We start from the raw sequence: 19,817 nt of genomic DNA on the forward strand, positions 1-19,817 counted from the left end.
ATTCCTTTTTAAATATTACAATAAAAGTAATTACAACTATAATAATAAATACAAACCAATTAATATTCATATATCAAATGCTCCATCGCTTTTTTTTTCCTAAAAATATTTTTCTGTAATAATCTGCCATTCTCTTAGCAAAATTATCTCCAAAAATTGAACTTATTATGATAAGTCCTCTCACTCTAATTTCCCACAAAAACAATTCTCTAGAAAATGTTAAAATACCATTTAATTTTCTTGCCTTATGGTTCTCTTTAACAATCGTTAACCTATTATTTAGACTTCCGCTGACTCCTCCTTCTCTCATCACTATAAGTGATGTGTCAACAAAGAATGCGTTATTGTTTGGGTCTTTTAGTTCCCTCAATAGAAATTCGTAGTCTCCAGCAATTTTAAAAGACTCATTAAAGGTTCCGTGTTGTTTAAATAAATCTTTATGATGAAAACATCCGCTATGGCCAATATTCATAGTATAAGTAAATCTACTTTTTTGCAAAGGCCATGGTTTTCCAGCAATTTCTACTAATTGATTATTAAATGTTACATGTTCAATTTTACCGTAAACATATTTATAATTTTGCTCTATTGATTGATTTAAATATGGAATCATTTCTTCAAAAACCATATTATTTTTGAAATAATCATCTGCTCCAATAAAAACGATCCAATCGCCATGAATCATTTTGAGTGCTTTATTCCAGGCACAGTAAATACCATCGTCAGGTTCGCTCAGGTATTTATATCTTATTTTTCTGTCATTAAATTTATCTTTATAAGCTTCAATTAAATCTAATGTTTTATCTTTTGAATTTCCATCAACTATGACATATTCAAAATTAGTATAAGTTTGATTTAAAATGGAATTGATAGTATCTTTTATTGTACCCTCATTATTATAAGATGCCGTAATTATAGAAATTAGAGGTTTGATATTCATAATGACTTGATTGAAAATTAAAGTGCAGTTTATATATACTATCTGTTTTTTTTACTTAAAATTGAAAACACTTGAATAGGCATTGCAACTGCATAAATGGAAATACTGATAACTGTCGCAAGTATGATCCCACTATTACCCAAATCAAAATATTTTACAAAAATGATTGATAATGGTATATTAATAATAGCGGCGGAAATAGATACAATTAATTGAATTTTAATCTTTCCAATACCATTTAGAAAAGTAATATAAATTTCGCCGAAAATTCTGACAATAACGAACAAACCCATAAAAAGTAATAATTTTGGATCATAAAAGATGTCTTCATTAATCCAAATTGCTAGTATTTCAGGTCCGAGATATATTGTTAATGCAACAAATAAAATTAAAAATATGAACAAAACATTTAACTTAAGCATCATTTTTTTAATCCATTTAAAGTCTTTTTTATGATAAGCGTCTGTGTACAAAGCCCATAAAGGAGCGTGAATGATAGTGCTAACAATTAAAAATAGCTGAAACAGTTTAAAAGCATTGTTATAAGAAGTTACTTCTGTTGGTCCTAACAGAATAATTACCAATAAATTGTCAGTGGAAAGAATAATTAAAACACAAATTTGGATAATAAAAAAACCTACACTAATCCTGCTAAGCTCTTTAATTTTTTGAAATTTAAAATTTTTAATTGAAAAAGTATATTCATTTTTATTTTTAAAGAATATATAAGTGAAAATAATGCAAATTAAAATATTAGATGCACCGTAAATAATTGAGGTTGTAATTAATGAAGATTTAGAATAATGGAAAAATAAATAAAGTAATAATAAAACTAATCCGTTATAAAACATCATTGAAAGTTCCACAATGGAAGATTTTTGCAATGCATAGAAAAACTGCTTATAGATGCTTAGAATAAATATAATTGCAAATGATATTAAAGTAATAAAAAATAGTGTTTTTATATACCATTCTTCAAGAGGAATGTTTAAAAGATTACCCAGATTTATAAAATAAATCAATAAACTTGAAATTAAAAAAAACACAATTGCAATAAAGGCTAAAGATATATATGAGGTAGTAATATATTCATTAACTTCATTTTCTTTTTTTAGGAAAGCAATTGTTAATTTATTTTTTAAACCATTATTTAATCCCAAGTCTAATAAGTAAATCCATCCAAATATTGAATATACTGTAATCCATATTCCATAGTAATCAACGCCTAAAGCTTCTATTAATAAAGGAACAGATAGGTAAACAAAAAGAACCGAAATTAATTTAAAGAAAAAAATATAAGTAATATTTTTTTTTAAGATGCTGTTTTTTTCATCCAAAATGAATCTAAATTTTTAGAAATTTAAAATTATTTGTACCAAATATTAGGTAATACGATGCTCTTATTATTTGTATTATCAAAATCCAGTTTGTTTGGGATTTCAATAGCATCACTGAGAATGGTTATACGATCTTTTCTTAGAAAAGTAAATTCGGCAATTCTAGGTATTCCTATACCTTTTAGAGTGTCTATACCGTATTGATTGTTCGGATGTATATGTACACAAACATGTGTATCTAAGAGCTTTGTAAAAACGGCTTGGGCTATCCTAAAGAACTCTTTGTTCCATAGTTTATTTAATTCATGAAATTCTATAACAATAATTCTAAACCTATTCATTAATTCGTTAGACATGCCCAGTATAGAAGAATATTCGTGACCCTCAATATCCATTTGTAATAGTAAATCAGAGTTAGCATTTGTATTTACAGAATTAACCCAGCTGTCCATTGTTATATAGTCATCATTATTGATTGGACCAATAAATTTTTTCAGAAAATGATAATTATCTTGAGAAATTTCTAAATTAGGTCTATCTACTGACTTATCAGCTAAATAAATTTGCATCCCTTTATTATAACACTCTTGTTCAAAGTCACTTATTAAATCAACTCCTGGAGAAAAGCAAGCATCTATATTTTCTAAATCATCGGGTACTAAATATCCACCATCACCTTCAGGTCCCAGTCTAATGAGTTCAAAATTTGTTTTTTGTGGTTTTAAATCTTTAATGAAAGAAATTAATTCATTTTTACTAACAGAAAAACCTGCATTCATTCCTGCAACACTAAATAGAAATTTAAAAAAAGTATTTAATATTATCATTTTAATAGATAGCCTATTTTAACCAATATTGATTGTTTACTTTGTCTTGTCTATGTATGGCCTTATTTGGATTAAAGTTCAAAGGCCAAATACTTAGTTTAAAATTATGCTTGAAATTTCTAATTTCATCGAGGTGAAGCTTAATTTTTATAATTCTTTAAATACTTATTCAATTGCCTAAACAATATAAAAAATAGCATTAATAAACCAAAGCCTATTCCTAAGAGAAATGTATTTTTTTTAAATAGACTACTTTCCTTTACCCCGACTTTACTAAATGAGGAAACCACATTCAAAATGTCTGTAGTTTCAGCTTTTGCTTTATTATTACTAATTAAATCTTTATTTAACTTTAAGCTTTCACTAAATAGTTCAAGTTCATTGGTTTTTTTTGAGCCTTGGGCTAGTGTAATATTAGTTCCTGTTTCGGCTTTTTTAGCTTCTGTAATTAAGACTTCGTTGTATATATTTCTTAATGTGTCTACTTCACTTAAAGATTTGACTAAGACCTTTTCATTTTGAAGTAAATTTTGATCGTTTATCTTTTTTTGGTTATTAAAATACGGGTTACTTTCAACTGAATTCACAATTGGAGTACTCAATTTATCAAAAATACTATTGCTTAAAGATTTAACCTTTATTTGATGGTACTTATAATCGTAATCTGTAAACCCTTGTTTAAATTCTTTAAAGTCAATCCTGCTCACTGTGGCAGTATCTACTTCATTAACAAATTTATCAAAAAGTTCATATTTTTCATTTTCATTTCTGATTGGGTTAATATAAAACCCTTTTAATTTAACAGCTTCACTTACCGTAATATCCAACGCTTCTGCTAATAAAACAGAATCTTTTTGTTTTACCAATTCATTATAAAACTCTATGTTTTTATACAATTGTTGAGCACTATTAAAATTGTGTTCTACAATCATTGTAGAGGAAAATTGTTTTGGATTGTTAAAGTCTAAGATAAACCCAACAATAGCCCCTAAAACAATAGCCAAACCTAATTTTATGGAATTATTTCTAATAAATACTAAGGCCAGAATAAGCAAATTAAACAAGCTCATAAAAAATTGACCAATAGCTTTAAAAAGGTTTTGAAATCCTTTACCAATAGCTTTAAAAAGATTGCCTAAATCTACCTCTTCGTCTTTCTGTATATTTTGTTGACTCATGTTGTACTTAATTTAAGCTGAAAAAATTTGTTCTAAAATTTTTTGGGTTATCGCATAGGTTGGTCTAACGCCAGTTGTGCCCAAACCACCAGAGGCAAGAGTACCACCAGTTTCTAACGGATTATCAGAGGCGTAATATGCATATCTAACTTTTACATTTTCTGATATGTTTCCTCTTATTTTTGAAGCTGATTGTATCGCTTTTTGATAGTGTGCACCTTCCATTTCTAATCCAATTGCCCTCCAGGTAGAATTATGGAAAAATTCTAATAAATCTCTATTTTGTAAAGAAGTTCCTAAAACGGTAACCATTGACCCTTCATAAACATTAAGACCAAAACCTTCTAAATCTTCTTTTTTAAGCTCATTTGTAAATGGATAATTATCTGCTGTTCCTTCAAAAATATGAGCAGAAGGAATCATGATATCTCCTTTTCCACCTTGTAAGATACCTGCTTTACCCATTATTGAAACAGATTCCACATTTAAATGGTGTATTTTTTCCTTTTTACAAATGAAAGGTTTTAACAATTCGTCTAACGTTTCAAATGCTTGTTCTCCAAAGGCATAATCCATTACTATGATAATTGGTTTTGTTGCTTCAGATAATTCTTTTGAAAATGAATATTTAGAACCTTTAAAATTAATTTTTGCGGTATCAATAATTTGAACATTAATATTTGTTCCAGAAGTGTCCTTTACATATATTAAACCGTTCTGCGATGCATGTTCTTTTACTTTTTTTTGTAAAGAAGCGTTTGTTTTTTTACTAAGCAATTCAAATAAAGCGATTCCTTCATTTAATTTAGCCTCTTTAGATAAAGTTATTGGAGCGTAAATAGAATTCATAACACTATGCATATTTGCACTAATAATATGAATAGGTCTTTTGATTAAATTATTTTTATCTAAAACTTCCTTTATGCTGTTTGCCCACTTGTCTCCATAAATATGATGACCGATGCGTTCGCGAAGTGAAGTGCTAAAAACAATTGTTCTTTTTTTGTTTAATAAGGTTTCATTAAGTGCCAATTTACCCATCCAAAAAATACAATTGAAGAATTTATTAGGGTTTTCTTTAGTTGCAAAACTTTGAGCTATTTGCTTAACTTCTATAAAAGTTCTTCCCAAAATGTTGGCCAAATGGGTAATCAGAACTTCTCTCTCATTATCTGATAATTCTTTATTATTTAGTACAACCTCTTCCAAATGCATCCATTCCCTGATGGTTATACCTTCTTCGTCAATAAGTATGTTATTTTTTATTTTGTGAGATTCTATAAATAAGAAAGTCAAGTGCGTTAATACATCATAAATATCAGAACGCCCTCGCGTAATTTCAATATTCATTTGATCTTTATCGATTCTGTAGCAGTTTCTCCGTCTTTTTTCAGGTATAATTGGTGTGTAATGAGAATCTTTATAACCTTCGTCTGAAGTTAGATTGATAAATTGACATTCTTCAATCCCCTCAGGTAATCTTTCGATTACATATAATAGTCCATCAAGTTCGGTATTTACATCTGCAATAGAACCGTATATTTCTGGTCTTAAGAGCAGTAAAGATTCTCTTAAGGTTTGCCCAGAAACACCCATGGGTTTGTAAAATCCACGGTTGAACAAATGCCGCATAGCGGTATACATACGTTCAATAGCGTTTGAAGATTCTTGAGATTTGGTTGGCTTTAAAGTATTCATTCAAATATATATTTGAACAAAGATACCAAAATACTTACTAAAAAATTATTTTAAAAGATTTTGATATTTATTTTCATCATTCAAGATTTGCAGGGCTTCAATAATTCCCTTATCATGATATGCTTTATGAATGTATTCTCCTTTTTTGTAATAGTATCGCCTTACAATTTCATTGGTTAATGCATCTTTAATTTCAGGTTCATTTTGTGATAATTCTTTAATTTTTTCACTATTAATCTTTGCAATCAAATTTTGATATTCTTTATCTATACTCTCACTATAACCGTCTTTTTCAGCCGTTTTTAAAGCATCTGATAATTTGTTATCTGTTTCCGTTTGAAAAGCATCTTTATTTTCGATTAGATAATTGATAAAATCTTGATAATCTGAATCTTTAAGATTAAACGTTTCCGTATCATCAATACTTTTATTTTTGTTTGTAAAAGTGTTGGCAAACATAAAAATAGCATCAGATTCTAATAATGCATGGGTAGCATTGGTTCTTTCTGTTTTAGATAGTTTAATATCAGGTTCTATTCCACCACCGTCATAAACGGTTCTGCCATTCGAAGTTTTAAATGCATTTCGTTTAATTTCTGAAAATTTTGGAATTTCACCATCTTTATTTTTGTGAGTATAATCTAATTCTTGAATACATCTTCCGCTAGGCGTATAGTATTTTGATATAGTTAATTTTAGCTGTGTTCCATAGGTTAATTTTCTGTAACGCTGCACTAAACCTTTTCCAAAAGAACGTTCACCAATAATAACTGCCCGATCTAAATCTTGTAAAGAGCCAGCAACAATTTCAGAGGCTGACGCAGAATATCGGTCTATTAAAACTGCAATAGGAATATCTAAATCTATAGGCTCTCTTTTCGTTTTATATGTGTCACTCCACTTTTTTACTTTAGCTTTGGTAGTCACAACTACTTCATTTTTTGGAACAAAAAAGTTCGTTATTTCAACGGCTTCATTTAGCAAACCTCCACCATTTCCTCTAATATCTAAAACCAATTTAGTCATTCCTTGAGATTTCAAATCCTCAAAGGCAGCTTTTACACTAGAAGACGCTTTTGAGTTAAACTTAATAAATGAAATATAACCAACTTGGTCATCTAACATTCTGTAGTAGGGAACAGGGTCAAATTCATTAGCCTCTCTGATTATAGTAGCGGTGAAAGTTTTGTCTTGCCTTTTTAATTCTAAACTAACTTTAGAGTTAGGGTTGCCATTAAGCATTGACATGGCATCTATCGCAGGGATTTTGCTAAGTGCAAGTTCATTTATTTTTATAATTTGATCACCAGTTTTTAATCCAGCTTTGTCTGCTGCAGCATCCTCATAGGCTTCAGCTATATACAATTTATTGTCAATTATTTTCGTACTGGCACCAATTCCTCCGTTATCAGATGCGGCATTTATTCTTGCTTTTTCTACACCTTGCTCGTCATAAAACCGAGTATAGGGGTCTAATTCATTTAACATGTGGTCTATTGCAGCTTCTGTTAATTCGGCAGGATTAGTTTCATCTATATAATACATATTTAATTCTTTGAACAATGTAGTATAGATTTCTATTTGTTTGGCGACTTCAAAAAAGTCAGATTTATAACCAACTGATACTGTTAAAACAGTAATCAATACAGTAATAATTCCTAATTGTTTAACTCTCTTCATGCTGGCAAGACTTGATTTTATCAGATAACCTTTTTAATAAAAGTATTAATTTTTCTTCTATTTCAACGTATTTTAACTCGTTTTCGTCTAAATAGGTAAACATAATAATATGCTTTTCTTCAATGTTACTATATAAAATATGCTTGTTTTTGCGATAAGCCTCTCTCATCAGGCGTTTAATTCTGTTTCTATCCACTGCTTTTTTAAACCTACGCTTTGGGGCTGAGAAGGCCACTTTTATTGGGTAATTAGAAGAATGTTCTGATTTTAAATATACCAAACGCAGGGGGAATTTTGATAAGGATTTCCCTTTTTCAAATAGTTCTCCAATCAGGATTTTGCTTTTCAGCTTTTCTTCGTTTTTTAATGAATATTTCAGGCGATTTAGTTTTTGAAATTAATAAATAACTAGTTAATTAAAATTTAAGAGCAAATGTTTTTAAGTTGTTGCAGTTGTTCTCACATTAAGATTTTACGATTACCTTTAAAGTAGTAATGTTTTAAAGTATGTTAAGTTTATATCATATAAACAAATGTAGTCAATAAACTATTTAGAAAAAAACACAATAAAATGACTTAAATCGTTATTTTTGAATACTAAATATTAAGAATATGTCACAAGATTTATTTCAAGCCCCAGATTATTACCAATTGGATGATTTATTAACCGATGAACATAAATTGGTTAGGGAAGCTGCTAGAGAGTGGGTAAAGCGAGAAATTTCACCAATTATAGAAGATTATGCTCAAAAAGCGGAATTCCCAACTCAAATTATTAAAGGATTGGCTGAAATAGGTGCTTTTGGACCTTATATTCCTGAAGAGTATGGAGGAGCAGGTTTAGACCAAATTTCTTACGGACTAATTATGCAGGAAATAGAGCGTGGTGATTCTGGTGTACGCTCAACTGCATCTGTACAATCTTCTTTAGTGATGTATCCTATTTGGCAATATGGTAACGAAGCTCAATGTCAAAAATATTTACCCAAATTAGCTTCTGGTGAATTTATGGGATGTTTTGGACTTACAGAACCAGACCATGGATCGAATCCTTCAGGTATGGTGACTAATTTTAAAGATAAAGGAGATCATTATTTGCTAAATGGAGCAAAAATGTGGATTTCAAATGCACCATTTGCAGATATTGCAGTAGTTTGGGCTAAGGATGAATCGGGTAGAATTCACGGACTTGTCGTAGAACGTGGTATGGAAGGGTTTACAACACCAACAACACATAATAAATGGTCCTTAAGAGCTTCTGCTACCGGAGAATTGATTTTTGATAATGTAAAAGTCCCAAAAGAGAATTTATTGCCAAAAAAATCTGGACTTGGAGCACCATTAGGTTGCTTGGATTCCGCTAGATTTGGAATTGCTTGGGGAGCCATTGGAGCCGCAATGGATTGTTATGATACAGCCTTGAGATATTCGAAAGAACGTATGCAATTTGGTAAACCCATTGGAGCATTTCAATTGCAACAGAAAAAGTTGGCTGAAATGATTACCGAAATTACAAAAGCACAATTATTGGCTTGGCGATTAGGTGTATTACGTAATGAAGGAAAAGCAACCTCAGCACAAATATCTATGGCAAAACGAAATAACGTTGATATGGCTTTAAAAATAACTAGAGAAGCGAGACAAATGCTTGGAGGTATGGGAATAACAGGTGAATACTCTATTATGAGACATATGATGAATTTAGAATCTGTAATTACTTATGAAGGTACGCATGATATTCATTTGTTAATTACAGGGCTAGATGTGACCGGACTGAATGCTTTTAAATAAAAAATTTTATATTTACCTATGCGATATATTTTAATACTTATAATACTCTTTATTTATTACCCATCAAATGGACAAACCATTATTTCTGAAAAAGGACATCCGGAACATGTTATTGTAGGAGCAATAATTGGTGGAGGTACATCTTATTTGGTGTATAGAAAAACAAATAACAAATTAAAAGCTTGGCTAATAGGTGCTGCAACAGCTTCAGCTTTTGGGTATTTAAAGGAGGTTGTTGATCCTAAATGGTTTAATGGTACAAGAAGTAAAAAAGACTTTCAATATAGTGTGCTAGGTGGAGTAATTGGTGCTAGTATAGTTATTCCTTTAAAACGAAGAAAGCCAAAAAAAACTCCAAATATTGACGCAGCTTTTAATCAACAATATTCAGCTTACAATTAATGGAATATTTAAATATGTACTATTCGTACATTTCCTTATAATAATCTTTATAAGCACCCGAAGTAACATTGTTCAGCCATTGTTCGTTTTTTAAATACCAATCAATGGTTTTAGACAAGCCTTCTTCGAAAGTTACCGAAGGTTTCCAACCTAGTTCTTTATTAAGTTTTGTTGCGTCAATAGCATAGCGTTTATCGTGACCCGCTCTATCTTTTACAAAAGTGATTAATTTTGCTGATGTTCCCTCAGGTTGATTTAATTTTATATCCATTTGCTCACACAATACCTTAATTAAGTTCAGGTTTGTCCACTCATTAAATCCACCAATATTATACGTATCAGCAAGTTTACCCTTATGAAATATTAAATCGATTGCTTTGGCATGATCTTCAACAAAAAGCCAATCTCTTGTGTAATTTCCATCACCGTAAACTGGTAAATTTTTACCCGTTCTAATATTATGAATAAACAACGGAATAAGCTTTTCAGGAAATTGATTTGCACCATAATTATTAGAACAATTGCTTATTACAAAAGGTAATTTATAGGTGTTTCCAAATGATCGAACTACATGGTCAGATGCTGCCTTAGAAGCGGCATAAGGTGATTGTGGGTCGTAAGATGTGGTTTCAGTAAACAATCCTGTTTTACCTAAGGAACCGTATACTTCATCAGTAGAAACATGATAGAATAATTTATCCTCGAAATTGTCTTTCCACAAATCGCGAAAAGCATTTAATAAATTAGCAGTTCCCAACACATTTGTCTCAATAAAATCATTGGGATTGGTAATGGATCTATCAACATGACTTTCAGCAGCCAAGTGAATTACCCCGTCAAATTTATGCTCTTGAAAAAGAGTATTAATAAAGTCTATATCCTTAATATTTCCTTTAACAAAAGTATAATTTGGAGCATCAGAAATATCAGCGATATTTTCTAAATTTCCCGCATAGGTCAATGCATCTAAATTATAAATATGATACTTAGGATAATTAGTAACGAATAGTCTAACAACGTGAGCTCCAATAAATCCAGCTCCTCCAGTAATTAATATGTTTTTCATGTCTATGTCTTTTCCGCGTAGACGGATTTTTTTTTAATTTACTTAAAATTTTATTTCAAGGTCTCTTGCCAATTCCAAGCAGATGCCAATGCATCTTCTAAGCTGAGTTCAGCTTTCCATTTTAACTCACTTTGAGCATAAGTGGTATCTGCGTAAGCTTCTGTAATATCACCTTCGCGACGTTCAACAATTTTATAGTTTAATTTTTTATTAGTAGCCTTTTCAAACGCTTTTATAACTTCTAAAACAGAACTACCTTTACCAGTGCCAATATTAAAAACTTCAAAATTTGATTTATTATCACCTTTCAATAATCTTTTCATAGCTACCGTATGAGCTTTTGCCAAATCAACCACATGAATATAATCACGTACTGCGGTACCATCTGGAGTTGGGTAATCACCACCAAAAACAGAAAGTTCTTTTCTCATTCCAGCTGCTGTTTGCGTTACATAAGGAATTAAATTTTGTGGTACTCCTATAGGTAACTCTCCTATTTTAGTTGTTTTATGAGCTCCAATAGGATTAAAATAACGTAACGCAATGGCGTTTAAATTAGAAACTTTAGAGGCATCAGAAATAATTTCTTCTCCAATCTGTTTCGTGTTCCCATAAGGAGATTCCGCAGTTTTGAACGGAGCACTTTCAGTAATTGGCATAGTGTCAGCTTGACCATAAACGGTACATGAAGAACTAAAAATAAAATTATTCACCTTATTTGCAGTCATTTCTTCCAACAAATAAATTAATGTTGAAATATTGTTGTGATAATATTTCAAAGGTTTTTCAACACTTTCACCAACTGCTTTGGAGGCAGCGAAATGAATAACACCTTCTATGTCTTTGTGCTTCATAAAAAATTGCTGAATGGAAGGCTTGTCCTTTAAATCTAACTTTTCAAATAATGGTTTTTTATCTGTAATTGAAATAATTTTATCTAAAACATCAATTGTGGTATTAGAAAGATCATCAATTATTACAACTTCAAAACCTTCATTTTGTAGCTCAACAACAGTATGCGAACCTATAAAACCAAGACCTCCGGTAACTAATATTTTACTCATATTTTACTTTTATAATTTAACAATTTTTCTTCCAACTGACTCATAATGAAATCCATTATGCTTCATGGCTTCTAAATCAAACATATTTCTACCGTCAAAAATGATAGGGTTTTTTAAAAGTTTTTTAATTTTATCAAAACTTGGCTGCGTAAATTCGCTCCATTCAGTACAGATTAATAAGCAATCTGCATCTTCTAAAATATCATAGGCATTTTTTCCAAATTTGATTTTATCACCATAGATACGCTCGATGTTTGGCATAGCTTCAGGGTCATAGGCTGTAATTTCAACATCTTGTAATAACAATTCGTTAATAACATCTATAGCTGGTGCTTCCCTTACATCATCTGTATTGGGTTTAAATGCTAATCCCCATATGGCAACTTTTTTACCTTTTAAGTTGTTATTAAAATAACGAGATACTTTAGGGACTAAAGACTTTTTTTGTTGGACGTTGACATCCAAAACTGATTTTAAAATTTTAAAATCGTAATTGGCTTCATCACTAGATTTTACCAACGCATTTACATCTTTCGGAAAACAAGAACCTCCGTAACCTATACCTGGGTATAAAAACCGGTTTCCAATTCGTGAATCTGAACCCATACCAATTCTTACCATATCAACATCTGAGCCTATGATTTCGCAGAGATTCGCAACCTCATTCATAAAGGTAATCTTAGTTGCTAAAAAACAGTTAGAAGCATATTTTGTAAGCTCTGAAGAACGTTCATCCATAAAGATGATAGGTCGTTTTGTGCTAATAAAAGGCTTGTATAATTTTGATAAAATTGATTTCGCCTTTTTACTTTTTGAACCAATAATTATACGCTCAGGTTCCATAAAATCTTTTACAGCATAACCTTCACGCAAAAATTCAGGATTTGAAACTACATCAAACGCTACATTAGTATGACTAGAAATGATGTCTTTAACAATATCAGATGTACCTACAGGTACCGTACTTTTATTAATGATTACTTTATAACCTTTTATCATTTTGCCCAAATCATGGGCAACACCTTTAACATAAGATAAATCAGCAGATCCATCTTCGTCTTGCGGCGTAGGTAATGCTAAAAATATAACTGATGAATTTTGAATTGCTTCTTTTAAATTTGTGGTAAAGTGTAATCTATCCCCTACAATATTTTTATTGAAAAGTTCTTCTAAATTAGGTTCATAAATAGGAATTTTACCATTTTTCATGGCCTTTACTTTGTCTTCATCAATATCAACACAAGTAACATTGTTACCCATATCTGCTAGACAAGTTCCTGTTACTAAACCTACATAGCCAGTCCCAATAACCGTTAAATTCATGCTTATTTATTTATAAAATTCAATATCGTCTTGGCAATAAAATCTTGTTGATCTTCTTCTAACTCCGTATGCATAGGTAAAGAAATAACCGATTTTATCAATTCATTAGTAACTGGAAAATCTGCTTCATTATAACGCTCATCGGCATATGCTTTTTGACTGTGCAAAGGCACTGGATAATAAATAGCACAAGGTATATTGTTATCTAATAAATGCTGGTGCAATGCATTTCTATCAACATCAATTACCCTTAAGGTATACTGATGGAAAACATGACAATTACAGGTGTCGCAAATCTCATTTCCATTTTTATTACAGTTATAAGTCACTGAAGGAGTAATGATATTTTTAGAAGCTTTAAAGGCATTATTGTAATATTTAGCAGCATTTCTTCTGGCATTACAATAGGCATCTAAATGTGGTAATTTGGCACTTAGTACCACAGCTTGAATACTGTCTAAACGTGAATTTACACCTACTTCATCATGATAATAACGTTGGTACATTCCATGATTTACAATTCCACGTAATTTATGAGCTAAATCGTCATCATTAGTAAAAATAGCACCACCATCACCATAACAACCTAAATTTTTAGATGGAAAAAACGAAGTTGTTCCTACGTTTCCAATAGTTCCTGCTTTTTGTTTTGTACCATTAGCAAAAGTATAATCTGCACCAATCGCTTGAGCGTTGTCTTCGATTACATATAAGTTATGTTCTTTAGCTACTTCTAAAATTGCTTCCATGTTTGCACACTGTCCAAATAAATGAACCGGAACAATAGCCTTTGTTTTTGGAGTGATGGCTTTTTTAAGAGCTTCGATATCAATGTTAAAAGTTTCTGCCTCAACATCAACTAATACAGGTGTTAATTTTAATAATGCAATAACTTCAACAGTTGCGGCAAAAGTAAAATCAGCTGTAATTACTTCATCTCCTTGCTCAAGACCTAAACCCATCATGGCAATTTGTAAGGCGTCCGTGCCATTGGCACATGGAATTACATGCTTAACGTCGAGGTACTCTTCTAATTCTTGTTGAAATTGTTTTACTTCGGGTCCATTGATAAATGAGGTGTTATCAATTACTTTTTGAATAGATGTATCTATTTGCCCTTTAATTCTTTTATATTGACTTTTTAAGTCAACCATTTCAATTGGTTTCATTCGCTATGGTTTTTAACAATAAACGCACAAAATTACAAATTATTTAACGCCTAATCTTACAAATTCATATTTTAGCCAAATCTTATGTATTTTTTATATAACATAGCGGTTTATATTGCAGCTTTTTTGCTTAAAATTATTGCAATTTTTAATAAAAAGATTGCTCTTTTTGTTGAAGGTAGAAAGGATGTTTTTGTTCAGTTACAAAATAGTTTTGGATCTGATAGCAAAGTTGTGTGGTTTCACTGTGCGTCTTTGGGAGAATTTGAACAAGGAAGACCAATCATAGAAAAAATACAAATACAAACTACAAATTCAGAATCACAATTTTTTGGATCTAAAATATTAGTTACTTTTTTTTCGCCTTCAGGTTATGAGGTTAGAAAAAATTATGAAGTAGCTGACGTGGTTACTTATTTACCTTTAGATACCAAAACGAATGTAAGAAGGTTTGTAGAAATTGTAGACCCTATCATAGCAGTATTTGTAAAATACGAGTTCTGGCCGAATTTATTGAAAGAACTTAGAAAAAAACAGATAAAGACTATTTTGGTTTCGGGCATTTTTAGAGAAAATCAATCATTTTTTAAAGGTTATGGAGGATGGATGCGAAAATCACTACAAACTTTTGATCACTTTTTCGTACAAAACAATGAATCTGTAAAATTATTGAATAAAATAGGGTTCAACAACACGACGCTTTCTGGAGACACAAGATTTGACAGAGTTTATGAAATTACGAAGCAAGAAATTGACATTAGTTTTGCTGAGAAATTTAAAAATAATAAAACAACTTTGGTGGCCGGTAGTACTTGGCCTAAGGATGAAGCATTGTTGGTTAGTTTTATTAATAACGAATCAAATGAGAATCAAAAATTTATCATAGCACCGCACAATATCAATATACAAGGAATTGATAAATTAAAACAAAGCATAAACAAAAAAGTACTATTGTATTCAGAAATGGAGAATAAGGATTTACGTGAATTTCAGGTATTAATTATTGATACTATAGGAATTCTAACTAAGATTTATAACTATAGTGATATTGCATATGTTGGAGGTGGATTTGGAAGTGGAATTCATAATGTACTGGAACCAGCGACTTTCGGAGTGCCAATAATTATTGGCCCAAATTATCATAAATTTAATGAAGCAAAAGATTTACTTCAGCTTGAGGCATGTGTGTCTATTCAAAATTCGGAAGAGCTTGATACTGCACTAACTTTATTATTTAGCGATGACGATTTTCGTAAAAATAAAGGTAATATTGCCAAAGAGTATATTTTGAATAATATTGGGTCTACCCAAAAAATTATGAAATACATCAATAACTAATTTTCTGAACATCATGATTAAAGAAAAATTAACATCTTATTTTAATGTAGTTTTTGAGGAGGCACTTGTTGATGAAATCGTCAAAGTAGGTGTCTATAGTAAGGTAAGGGAAAACGAACTTTTGTTGGATTTAGGTGATAAGTTTGATAAGATTCCTTTGATACTATCAGGTGCAATAAAAATTAGTCACGAAGATACTAAGGGTGATGAAATTGTATTGTATTACTTAGAACATGGCGATACATGTACCATTACTTTTGGCAGTGGATTGCACGGTGCAAAAAGTGAGATTAGAGGTGTGGCAGAAATGGATTCTGAAATTATATTTATACCCGTTGAAAAAATGGATGAATGGTTAGCCAAATATAAATCTTGGAGAACTTTTGTAATTGATAGTTACAATACACGTCTATCAGAAATGATTGAAGCAATAGATACGTTGGCTTTTAAGAAAATGGACGAACGTTTGTTCAAATACTTAACTGATAAGGTAAAAATTATGAGAAGCACAACCTTGACAACAACGCATCAAGAGATTGCTCAAGATTTAAATACATCACGGGTTGTAATTTCTAGATTGTTAAAACAACTTGAAAACGAACAAAAAATTAAATTATTTAGGAATAAAATCGAAGTTCTTGAATATTAAAATATAATTATGATTGAATTTTTTTTACAACCTTGGCCTTGGTATGTCGCAGGTCCATTGATTACTTTGGTTATGTTCTTACTCTTTTATTTTGGTAAAACATTTGGAGTGTCCTCAAATTTAGAAACGATATGTGCTATTGGTGGAGCCGGTAAATTCAACAGTTATTTTAAATTTGATTGGAGAAAAAATACGTGGAACTTAATCTTTGTTTTTGGTGCAATTATAGGCGGTTTTATATCATATCAATGGCTTACTCCAAACGAAGTTATTGCTTTAAATCCTCAAACGATTCAAGATTTGTCAGAAATAGGTATTCAAAATGCCGGACAATCTTATTTACCAGCTGAAATTTTTTCATTAGATGCATTATTTTCTTTAAAAGGAATTTTAGTTTTATTGCTTGGTGGATTTTTAGTTGGGTTCGGAACACGTTATGCGGGTGGTTGTACATCGGGTCATGCTATTGTTGGGTTAAGTAATTTAGAAATTCCATCATTAATTGCAGTTATTGGGTTTTTCGTAGGTGGATTAATAATGACATGGGTATTTATTCCGATAATATTTTAGAAGATGAAATTTATAAAATTTTTTGTAGTAGGTATTTTATTTGGCATTATACTAAGTAAATCAGAAGTTATCTCTTGGTTTAGAATTTATGAAATGTTTAAGTTTCAATCCTTTCATATGTATGGCGTTATTGGTTCTGCTGTAGTCTTAGGTATTCTTATTATTCAGTTATTCAAAAAAGGTATTATAAAAAATAAGGATGGTAAACAAATTATTGTACCGCCTAAAAAGAATGCTTTTAAAGCTAATTTTCTTGGTGGTATTATTTTTGGTTTAGGCTGGGCTTTAGTTGGTGCTTGTCCTGGACCTATGTTTATTTTATTGGGTAGAGGAGTATTGGCAATTCTCATTATTGTATTTGGTGCTTTGTTGGGTGCTTTTGTATATCACGCAGTTAAAAAGTGGATGCCAAACTAGGCATTGTTTTCTTTCTTATCTTTACCAATAATTCTATTATAAAATTACAATCATGTTAACCGATAATTTTGGTAGGCAAATTTCTTATTTACGATTGGCAGTAACTGATCGTTGTAACTTGCGTTGCCAATATTGCATGCCAGCACATGGCATTGATATAGTTGACAGAAAGGAACTTCTTACTTTTAAAGAAATGTATCGTGTTACGAGAGTTTTAAGTGAACTAGGTGTTAATAAAGTTCGCTTAACGGGAGGGGAACCTTTTGTTCGTAAAGATTTTATCAAGTTTTTAGAAATGCTTTCTTTTAATGATAAATTGGAAGAAATTAATATCACTACCAACGGCGTTTTAATTGTAAATCATATCAAAGAACTTGAAGCTTTAAAAGTAAAAACTATAAATCTGAGTATTGATAGTTTAGACAAAGCGAATTTTGCAAAAATAACGAGACGTGATGTTTTTGATGATGTTTTTAAAACATTGGAAGCTCTAGAAAGGAGTTCTTTAAATTTAAAACTGAACTGTGTGGTGCAATCGGACGTTAACACTCATGAAATTATTGACTTTATTGAATTGACTAAACATAAAAATTTGGCTGTACGTTTTATTGAAGAAATGCCTTTTAATGGTAAAGGGCAACGCAGTATGAAGGAGGAGTGGAATTACAATAAAATTTTACATAAAATTAAATCCAATTATAGCAACGTTACGCCTTTAATATCAGATAAATCATCTACTTCTCATAACTTTAAAGTACCAGATTATAAAGGGTCTTTTGGAATCATTCCAGCATTCACTAGAACCATTTGTGACGATTGTAATCGCATACGTATTACGTCAACCGGAATATTTAAAAATTGCCTATTTGATAATGGTGTTTTTAATATACGAGACTTTATCCGTCAAGGAGCAAATAATGATGATTTAAAGCAGCTTTTTATGAGTATTGTAAAGCAAAAACCCGAAAATGGTTTTATTGCAGAGGCCAATAGAAATAATGATGTTTCGGAAAGTATGTCTACAATAGGAGGTTAGGTAAATACAAACAGAGGTCTCCAGTATTGGGGTTTAAGGTTAAAACAGTCATATTTTATGATAACGGTTGAAAAAGCATTAGAAATAATTTTATCAGAATCTCAAGATTTCGGTGTTGAAAAAATTCCTTTTATGGAGTCGTTAGGACGTGTTTTAAAGGAAGATATTGGTGCAGATAGAGATTTTCCTCCATTTGATAGAGTCAGCATGGATGGTATTGCCATTTACCATGATACTTATAAAAAAGGGGATATCACATTTCCAATTGAAAGCATCCAAGCCGCTGGGGCAGAACAATTATCGTTAAAGAGTCAAAAGAACTGTATAGAAGTGATGACAGGTGCAATGGTACCCAAAAATGCAGATACAGTTATTCCATACGAGCTAGTAGAAATTAAAGACGGGGAAGCTGAACTAGCTACTGATACTATAAAACAAGGTCAAAACATTCACAGAAAAGGGTTAGATCGAAAGCAAGGTGATCTACTGATAAAACAAAACACAATAATTTCGTCAGCTGAAATTGGAGTGTTAGCTACTGTTGGTAAGGCAACAGTAAAAGTAGCAAAACAGCCCAAAGTTATGATTGTTTCTACAGGTGATGAGTTGGTTGAGGTTGATAAAATACCTTTAAATCATCAAATTAGAAGGAGTAATGTTTATACGTTAGTAGCTCTTTTACAGGAGTTAAAAATTCAGGCAGATACAGCCCATATTAACGATGATAAAGCCATTTTAAAACAACAAATAGAAGGTTATTTACTAGATTATGATGTGTTGCTTTTCAGTGGAGCCGTCAGTAAAGGGAAATTTGATTTTTTACCCGAAATATTAGAAGAATTAGGTGTTGAAAAACAATTTCATAAAGTAAAACAACGCCCAGGTAAACCCTTCTGGTTCGGTACTATTAGTCCTTTTGGTATTGACAGTGAGTCCCGAAGCATCGGGAGAAAAAGGGGTGTGGTAAATAATAGAACTACAATTTTTGCTTTTCCAGGGAATCCTGTTTCAACTTTTGTAGGTTGCTTAAAATACTTTTATCCTTGGTTGCGAAAATCAATTGGAATTCAATATGTAAATGAAGATAATGCTAACCTTTCAGAGAACTTCACTTTCCATCCAGCATTGACTTATTTTTTGCAAATACGTCTACAAAATAAAAATGGAAAGCTAATTGCCACGCCTTTAAAAGGAAAAGGTTCAGGAGATTTAGCTAATTTAGCAGATGCAGATGGTTTTTTAGAATTGCCAGCTGATAAAACAGAATTTATGAAAGGGGAAGCTTTTCCTTTGATTAGATATCGACCGCATTAATTAACAACAGGCCCCTCA

General features: G+C 31.0%; 19 protein-coding genes. 8 read left to right on the plus strand and 11 right to left on the minus strand.

Annotation, left to right across the window (positions count from 1 at the left end; all coding sequences use genetic code 11):
* Positions 1-73: 73 nt before the first annotated feature.
* The 7 genes from FF125_RS00620 to rnpA form a co-directional block, all read right to left on the minus strand.
* Positions 74-940: a glycosyltransferase family 2 protein gene (locus FF125_RS00620; protein WP_138947967.1), complete on the minus strand. Its 867-nt coding sequence runs from the start codon at positions 938-940 to the stop codon at positions 74-76.
* 38 nt (positions 941-978) lie between these two features.
* Positions 979-2,277: a lipopolysaccharide biosynthesis protein gene (locus FF125_RS00625; protein WP_175418841.1), complete on the minus strand. Its 1,299-nt coding sequence runs from the start codon at positions 2,275-2,277 to the stop codon at positions 979-981.
* A 29-nt stretch (positions 2,278-2,306) separates the two neighbouring features.
* Positions 2,307-3,104 carry an FkbM family methyltransferase gene (locus tag FF125_RS00630; RefSeq protein ID WP_138947969.1) on the minus strand — a complete coding sequence of 266 codons (798 nt, stop codon included), beginning with the start codon at positions 3,102-3,104 and terminating at the stop codon, positions 2,307-2,309.
* A gap of 140 nt (positions 3,105-3,244) precedes the next feature.
* Positions 3,245-4,282, minus strand: coding sequence for a hypothetical protein (locus FF125_RS00635; RefSeq protein WP_138947970.1), 1,038 nt, complete (start codon positions 4,280-4,282; stop codon positions 3,245-3,247).
* A gap of 12 nt (positions 4,283-4,294) precedes the next feature.
* Positions 4,295-5,980 carry a DUF6909 family protein gene (locus tag FF125_RS00640; protein ID WP_138947971.1) on the minus strand — a complete coding sequence of 562 codons (1,686 nt, stop codon included), beginning with the start codon at positions 5,978-5,980 and terminating at the stop codon, positions 4,295-4,297.
* 45 nt (positions 5,981-6,025) lie between these two features.
* Positions 6,026-7,660 (minus strand): S41 family peptidase, encoded by a 1,635-nt coding sequence (locus FF125_RS00645; RefSeq protein ID WP_138947972.1) that lies wholly within the window; start codon positions 7,658-7,660, stop codon positions 6,026-6,028.
* Complete coding sequence (gene rnpA / locus FF125_RS00650; protein WP_138947973.1) at positions 7,647-8,039, minus strand: ribonuclease P protein component; 393 nt, start codon at positions 8,037-8,039, stop codon at positions 7,647-7,649. Before rnpA ends, FF125_RS00645 begins: the two co-directional genes overlap by 14 nt.
* A 233-nt stretch (positions 8,040-8,272) precedes the next feature.
* Between rnpA and FF125_RS00655 the strand changes: the two genes are divergently transcribed.
* Positions 8,273-9,451 (plus strand): acyl-CoA dehydrogenase family protein, encoded by a 1,179-nt coding sequence (locus FF125_RS00655; protein WP_138947974.1) that lies wholly within the window; start codon positions 8,273-8,275, stop codon positions 9,449-9,451.
* Positions 9,452-9,469: 18 nt separating this feature from the next.
* A complete protein-coding gene (locus FF125_RS00660; protein WP_138947975.1) occupies positions 9,470-9,853 on the plus strand; it encodes a hypothetical protein in 384 nt (127 codons plus the stop codon).
* Between the two features lie 19 nt (positions 9,854-9,872).
* Here the strand turns inward: FF125_RS00660 and rfbB are convergent, their stop codons facing one another.
* Genes rfbB through FF125_RS00680 form a run of 4 tightly spaced genes read right to left on the minus strand, consistent with a single transcriptional unit; the run spans position 9,873 to position 14,475 of the window.
* Complete coding sequence (gene rfbB, locus FF125_RS00665; protein WP_138947976.1) at positions 9,873-10,919, minus strand: dTDP-glucose 4,6-dehydratase; 1,047 nt, start codon at positions 10,917-10,919, stop codon at positions 9,873-9,875.
* Between the two features lie 50 nt (positions 10,920-10,969).
* Positions 10,970-11,983, minus strand: coding sequence for a UDP-glucose 4-epimerase GalE (gene galE, locus FF125_RS00670; protein WP_138947977.1), 1,014 nt, complete (start codon positions 11,981-11,983; stop codon positions 10,970-10,972).
* 9 nt (positions 11,984-11,992) lie between these two features.
* Positions 11,993-13,306, minus strand: coding sequence for a UDP-glucose dehydrogenase family protein (locus FF125_RS00675; RefSeq protein WP_138947978.1), 1,314 nt, complete (start codon positions 13,304-13,306; stop codon positions 11,993-11,995).
* 2 nt (positions 13,307-13,308) lie between these two features.
* Positions 13,309-14,475, minus strand: a complete 1,167-nt coding sequence (locus tag FF125_RS00680; protein ID WP_138947979.1) for a DegT/DnrJ/EryC1/StrS family aminotransferase — start codon at positions 14,473-14,475, stop codon at positions 13,309-13,311.
* A gap of 84 nt (positions 14,476-14,559) precedes the next feature.
* Between FF125_RS00680 and FF125_RS00685 the strand changes: the two genes are divergently transcribed.
* The 6 genes from FF125_RS00685 to FF125_RS00710 are packed head-to-tail and all read left to right on the plus strand — an operon-like array spanning position 14,560 to position 19,799.
* Entirely contained in the window at positions 14,560-15,813 is a 1,254-nt protein-coding gene (locus FF125_RS00685; protein WP_138947980.1) for a 3-deoxy-D-manno-octulosonic acid transferase, read from the plus strand.
* A 13-nt stretch (positions 15,814-15,826) separates the two neighbouring features.
* Complete coding sequence (locus FF125_RS00690; RefSeq protein ID WP_138947981.1) at positions 15,827-16,462, plus strand: Crp/Fnr family transcriptional regulator; 636 nt, start codon at positions 15,827-15,829, stop codon at positions 16,460-16,462.
* Between the two features lie 12 nt (positions 16,463-16,474).
* The gene (locus FF125_RS00695) at positions 16,475-17,032 is read left to right on the plus strand and encodes a YeeE/YedE family protein (RefSeq protein ID WP_138952349.1); all 558 of its coding nucleotides are present in this window, start codon (positions 16,475-16,477) and stop codon (positions 17,030-17,032) included.
* Positions 17,033-17,035: 3 nt separating this feature from the next.
* Positions 17,036-17,449: a DUF6691 family protein gene (locus tag FF125_RS00700; RefSeq protein WP_138947982.1), complete on the plus strand. Its 414-nt coding sequence runs from the start codon at positions 17,036-17,038 to the stop codon at positions 17,447-17,449.
* A gap of 52 nt (positions 17,450-17,501) precedes the next feature.
* On the plus strand, positions 17,502-18,485 hold the full coding sequence (moaA, locus tag FF125_RS00705) for a GTP 3',8-cyclase MoaA (RefSeq protein ID WP_138947983.1): 984 nt from the start codon (positions 17,502-17,504) through the stop codon (positions 18,483-18,485).
* Positions 18,486-18,542: 57 nt separating this feature from the next.
* Complete coding sequence (locus FF125_RS00710; RefSeq protein WP_138947984.1) at positions 18,543-19,799, plus strand: molybdopterin molybdotransferase MoeA; 1,257 nt, start codon at positions 18,543-18,545, stop codon at positions 19,797-19,799.
* The last annotated feature ends 18 nt before the right edge of the window (positions 19,800-19,817 follow it).

The sequence above is a fragment of the Aureibaculum algae genome, assembly GCF_006065315.1.
Taxonomy (GTDB): Bacteria; Bacteroidota; Bacteroidia; order Flavobacteriales; family Flavobacteriaceae; genus Aureibaculum; species Aureibaculum algae.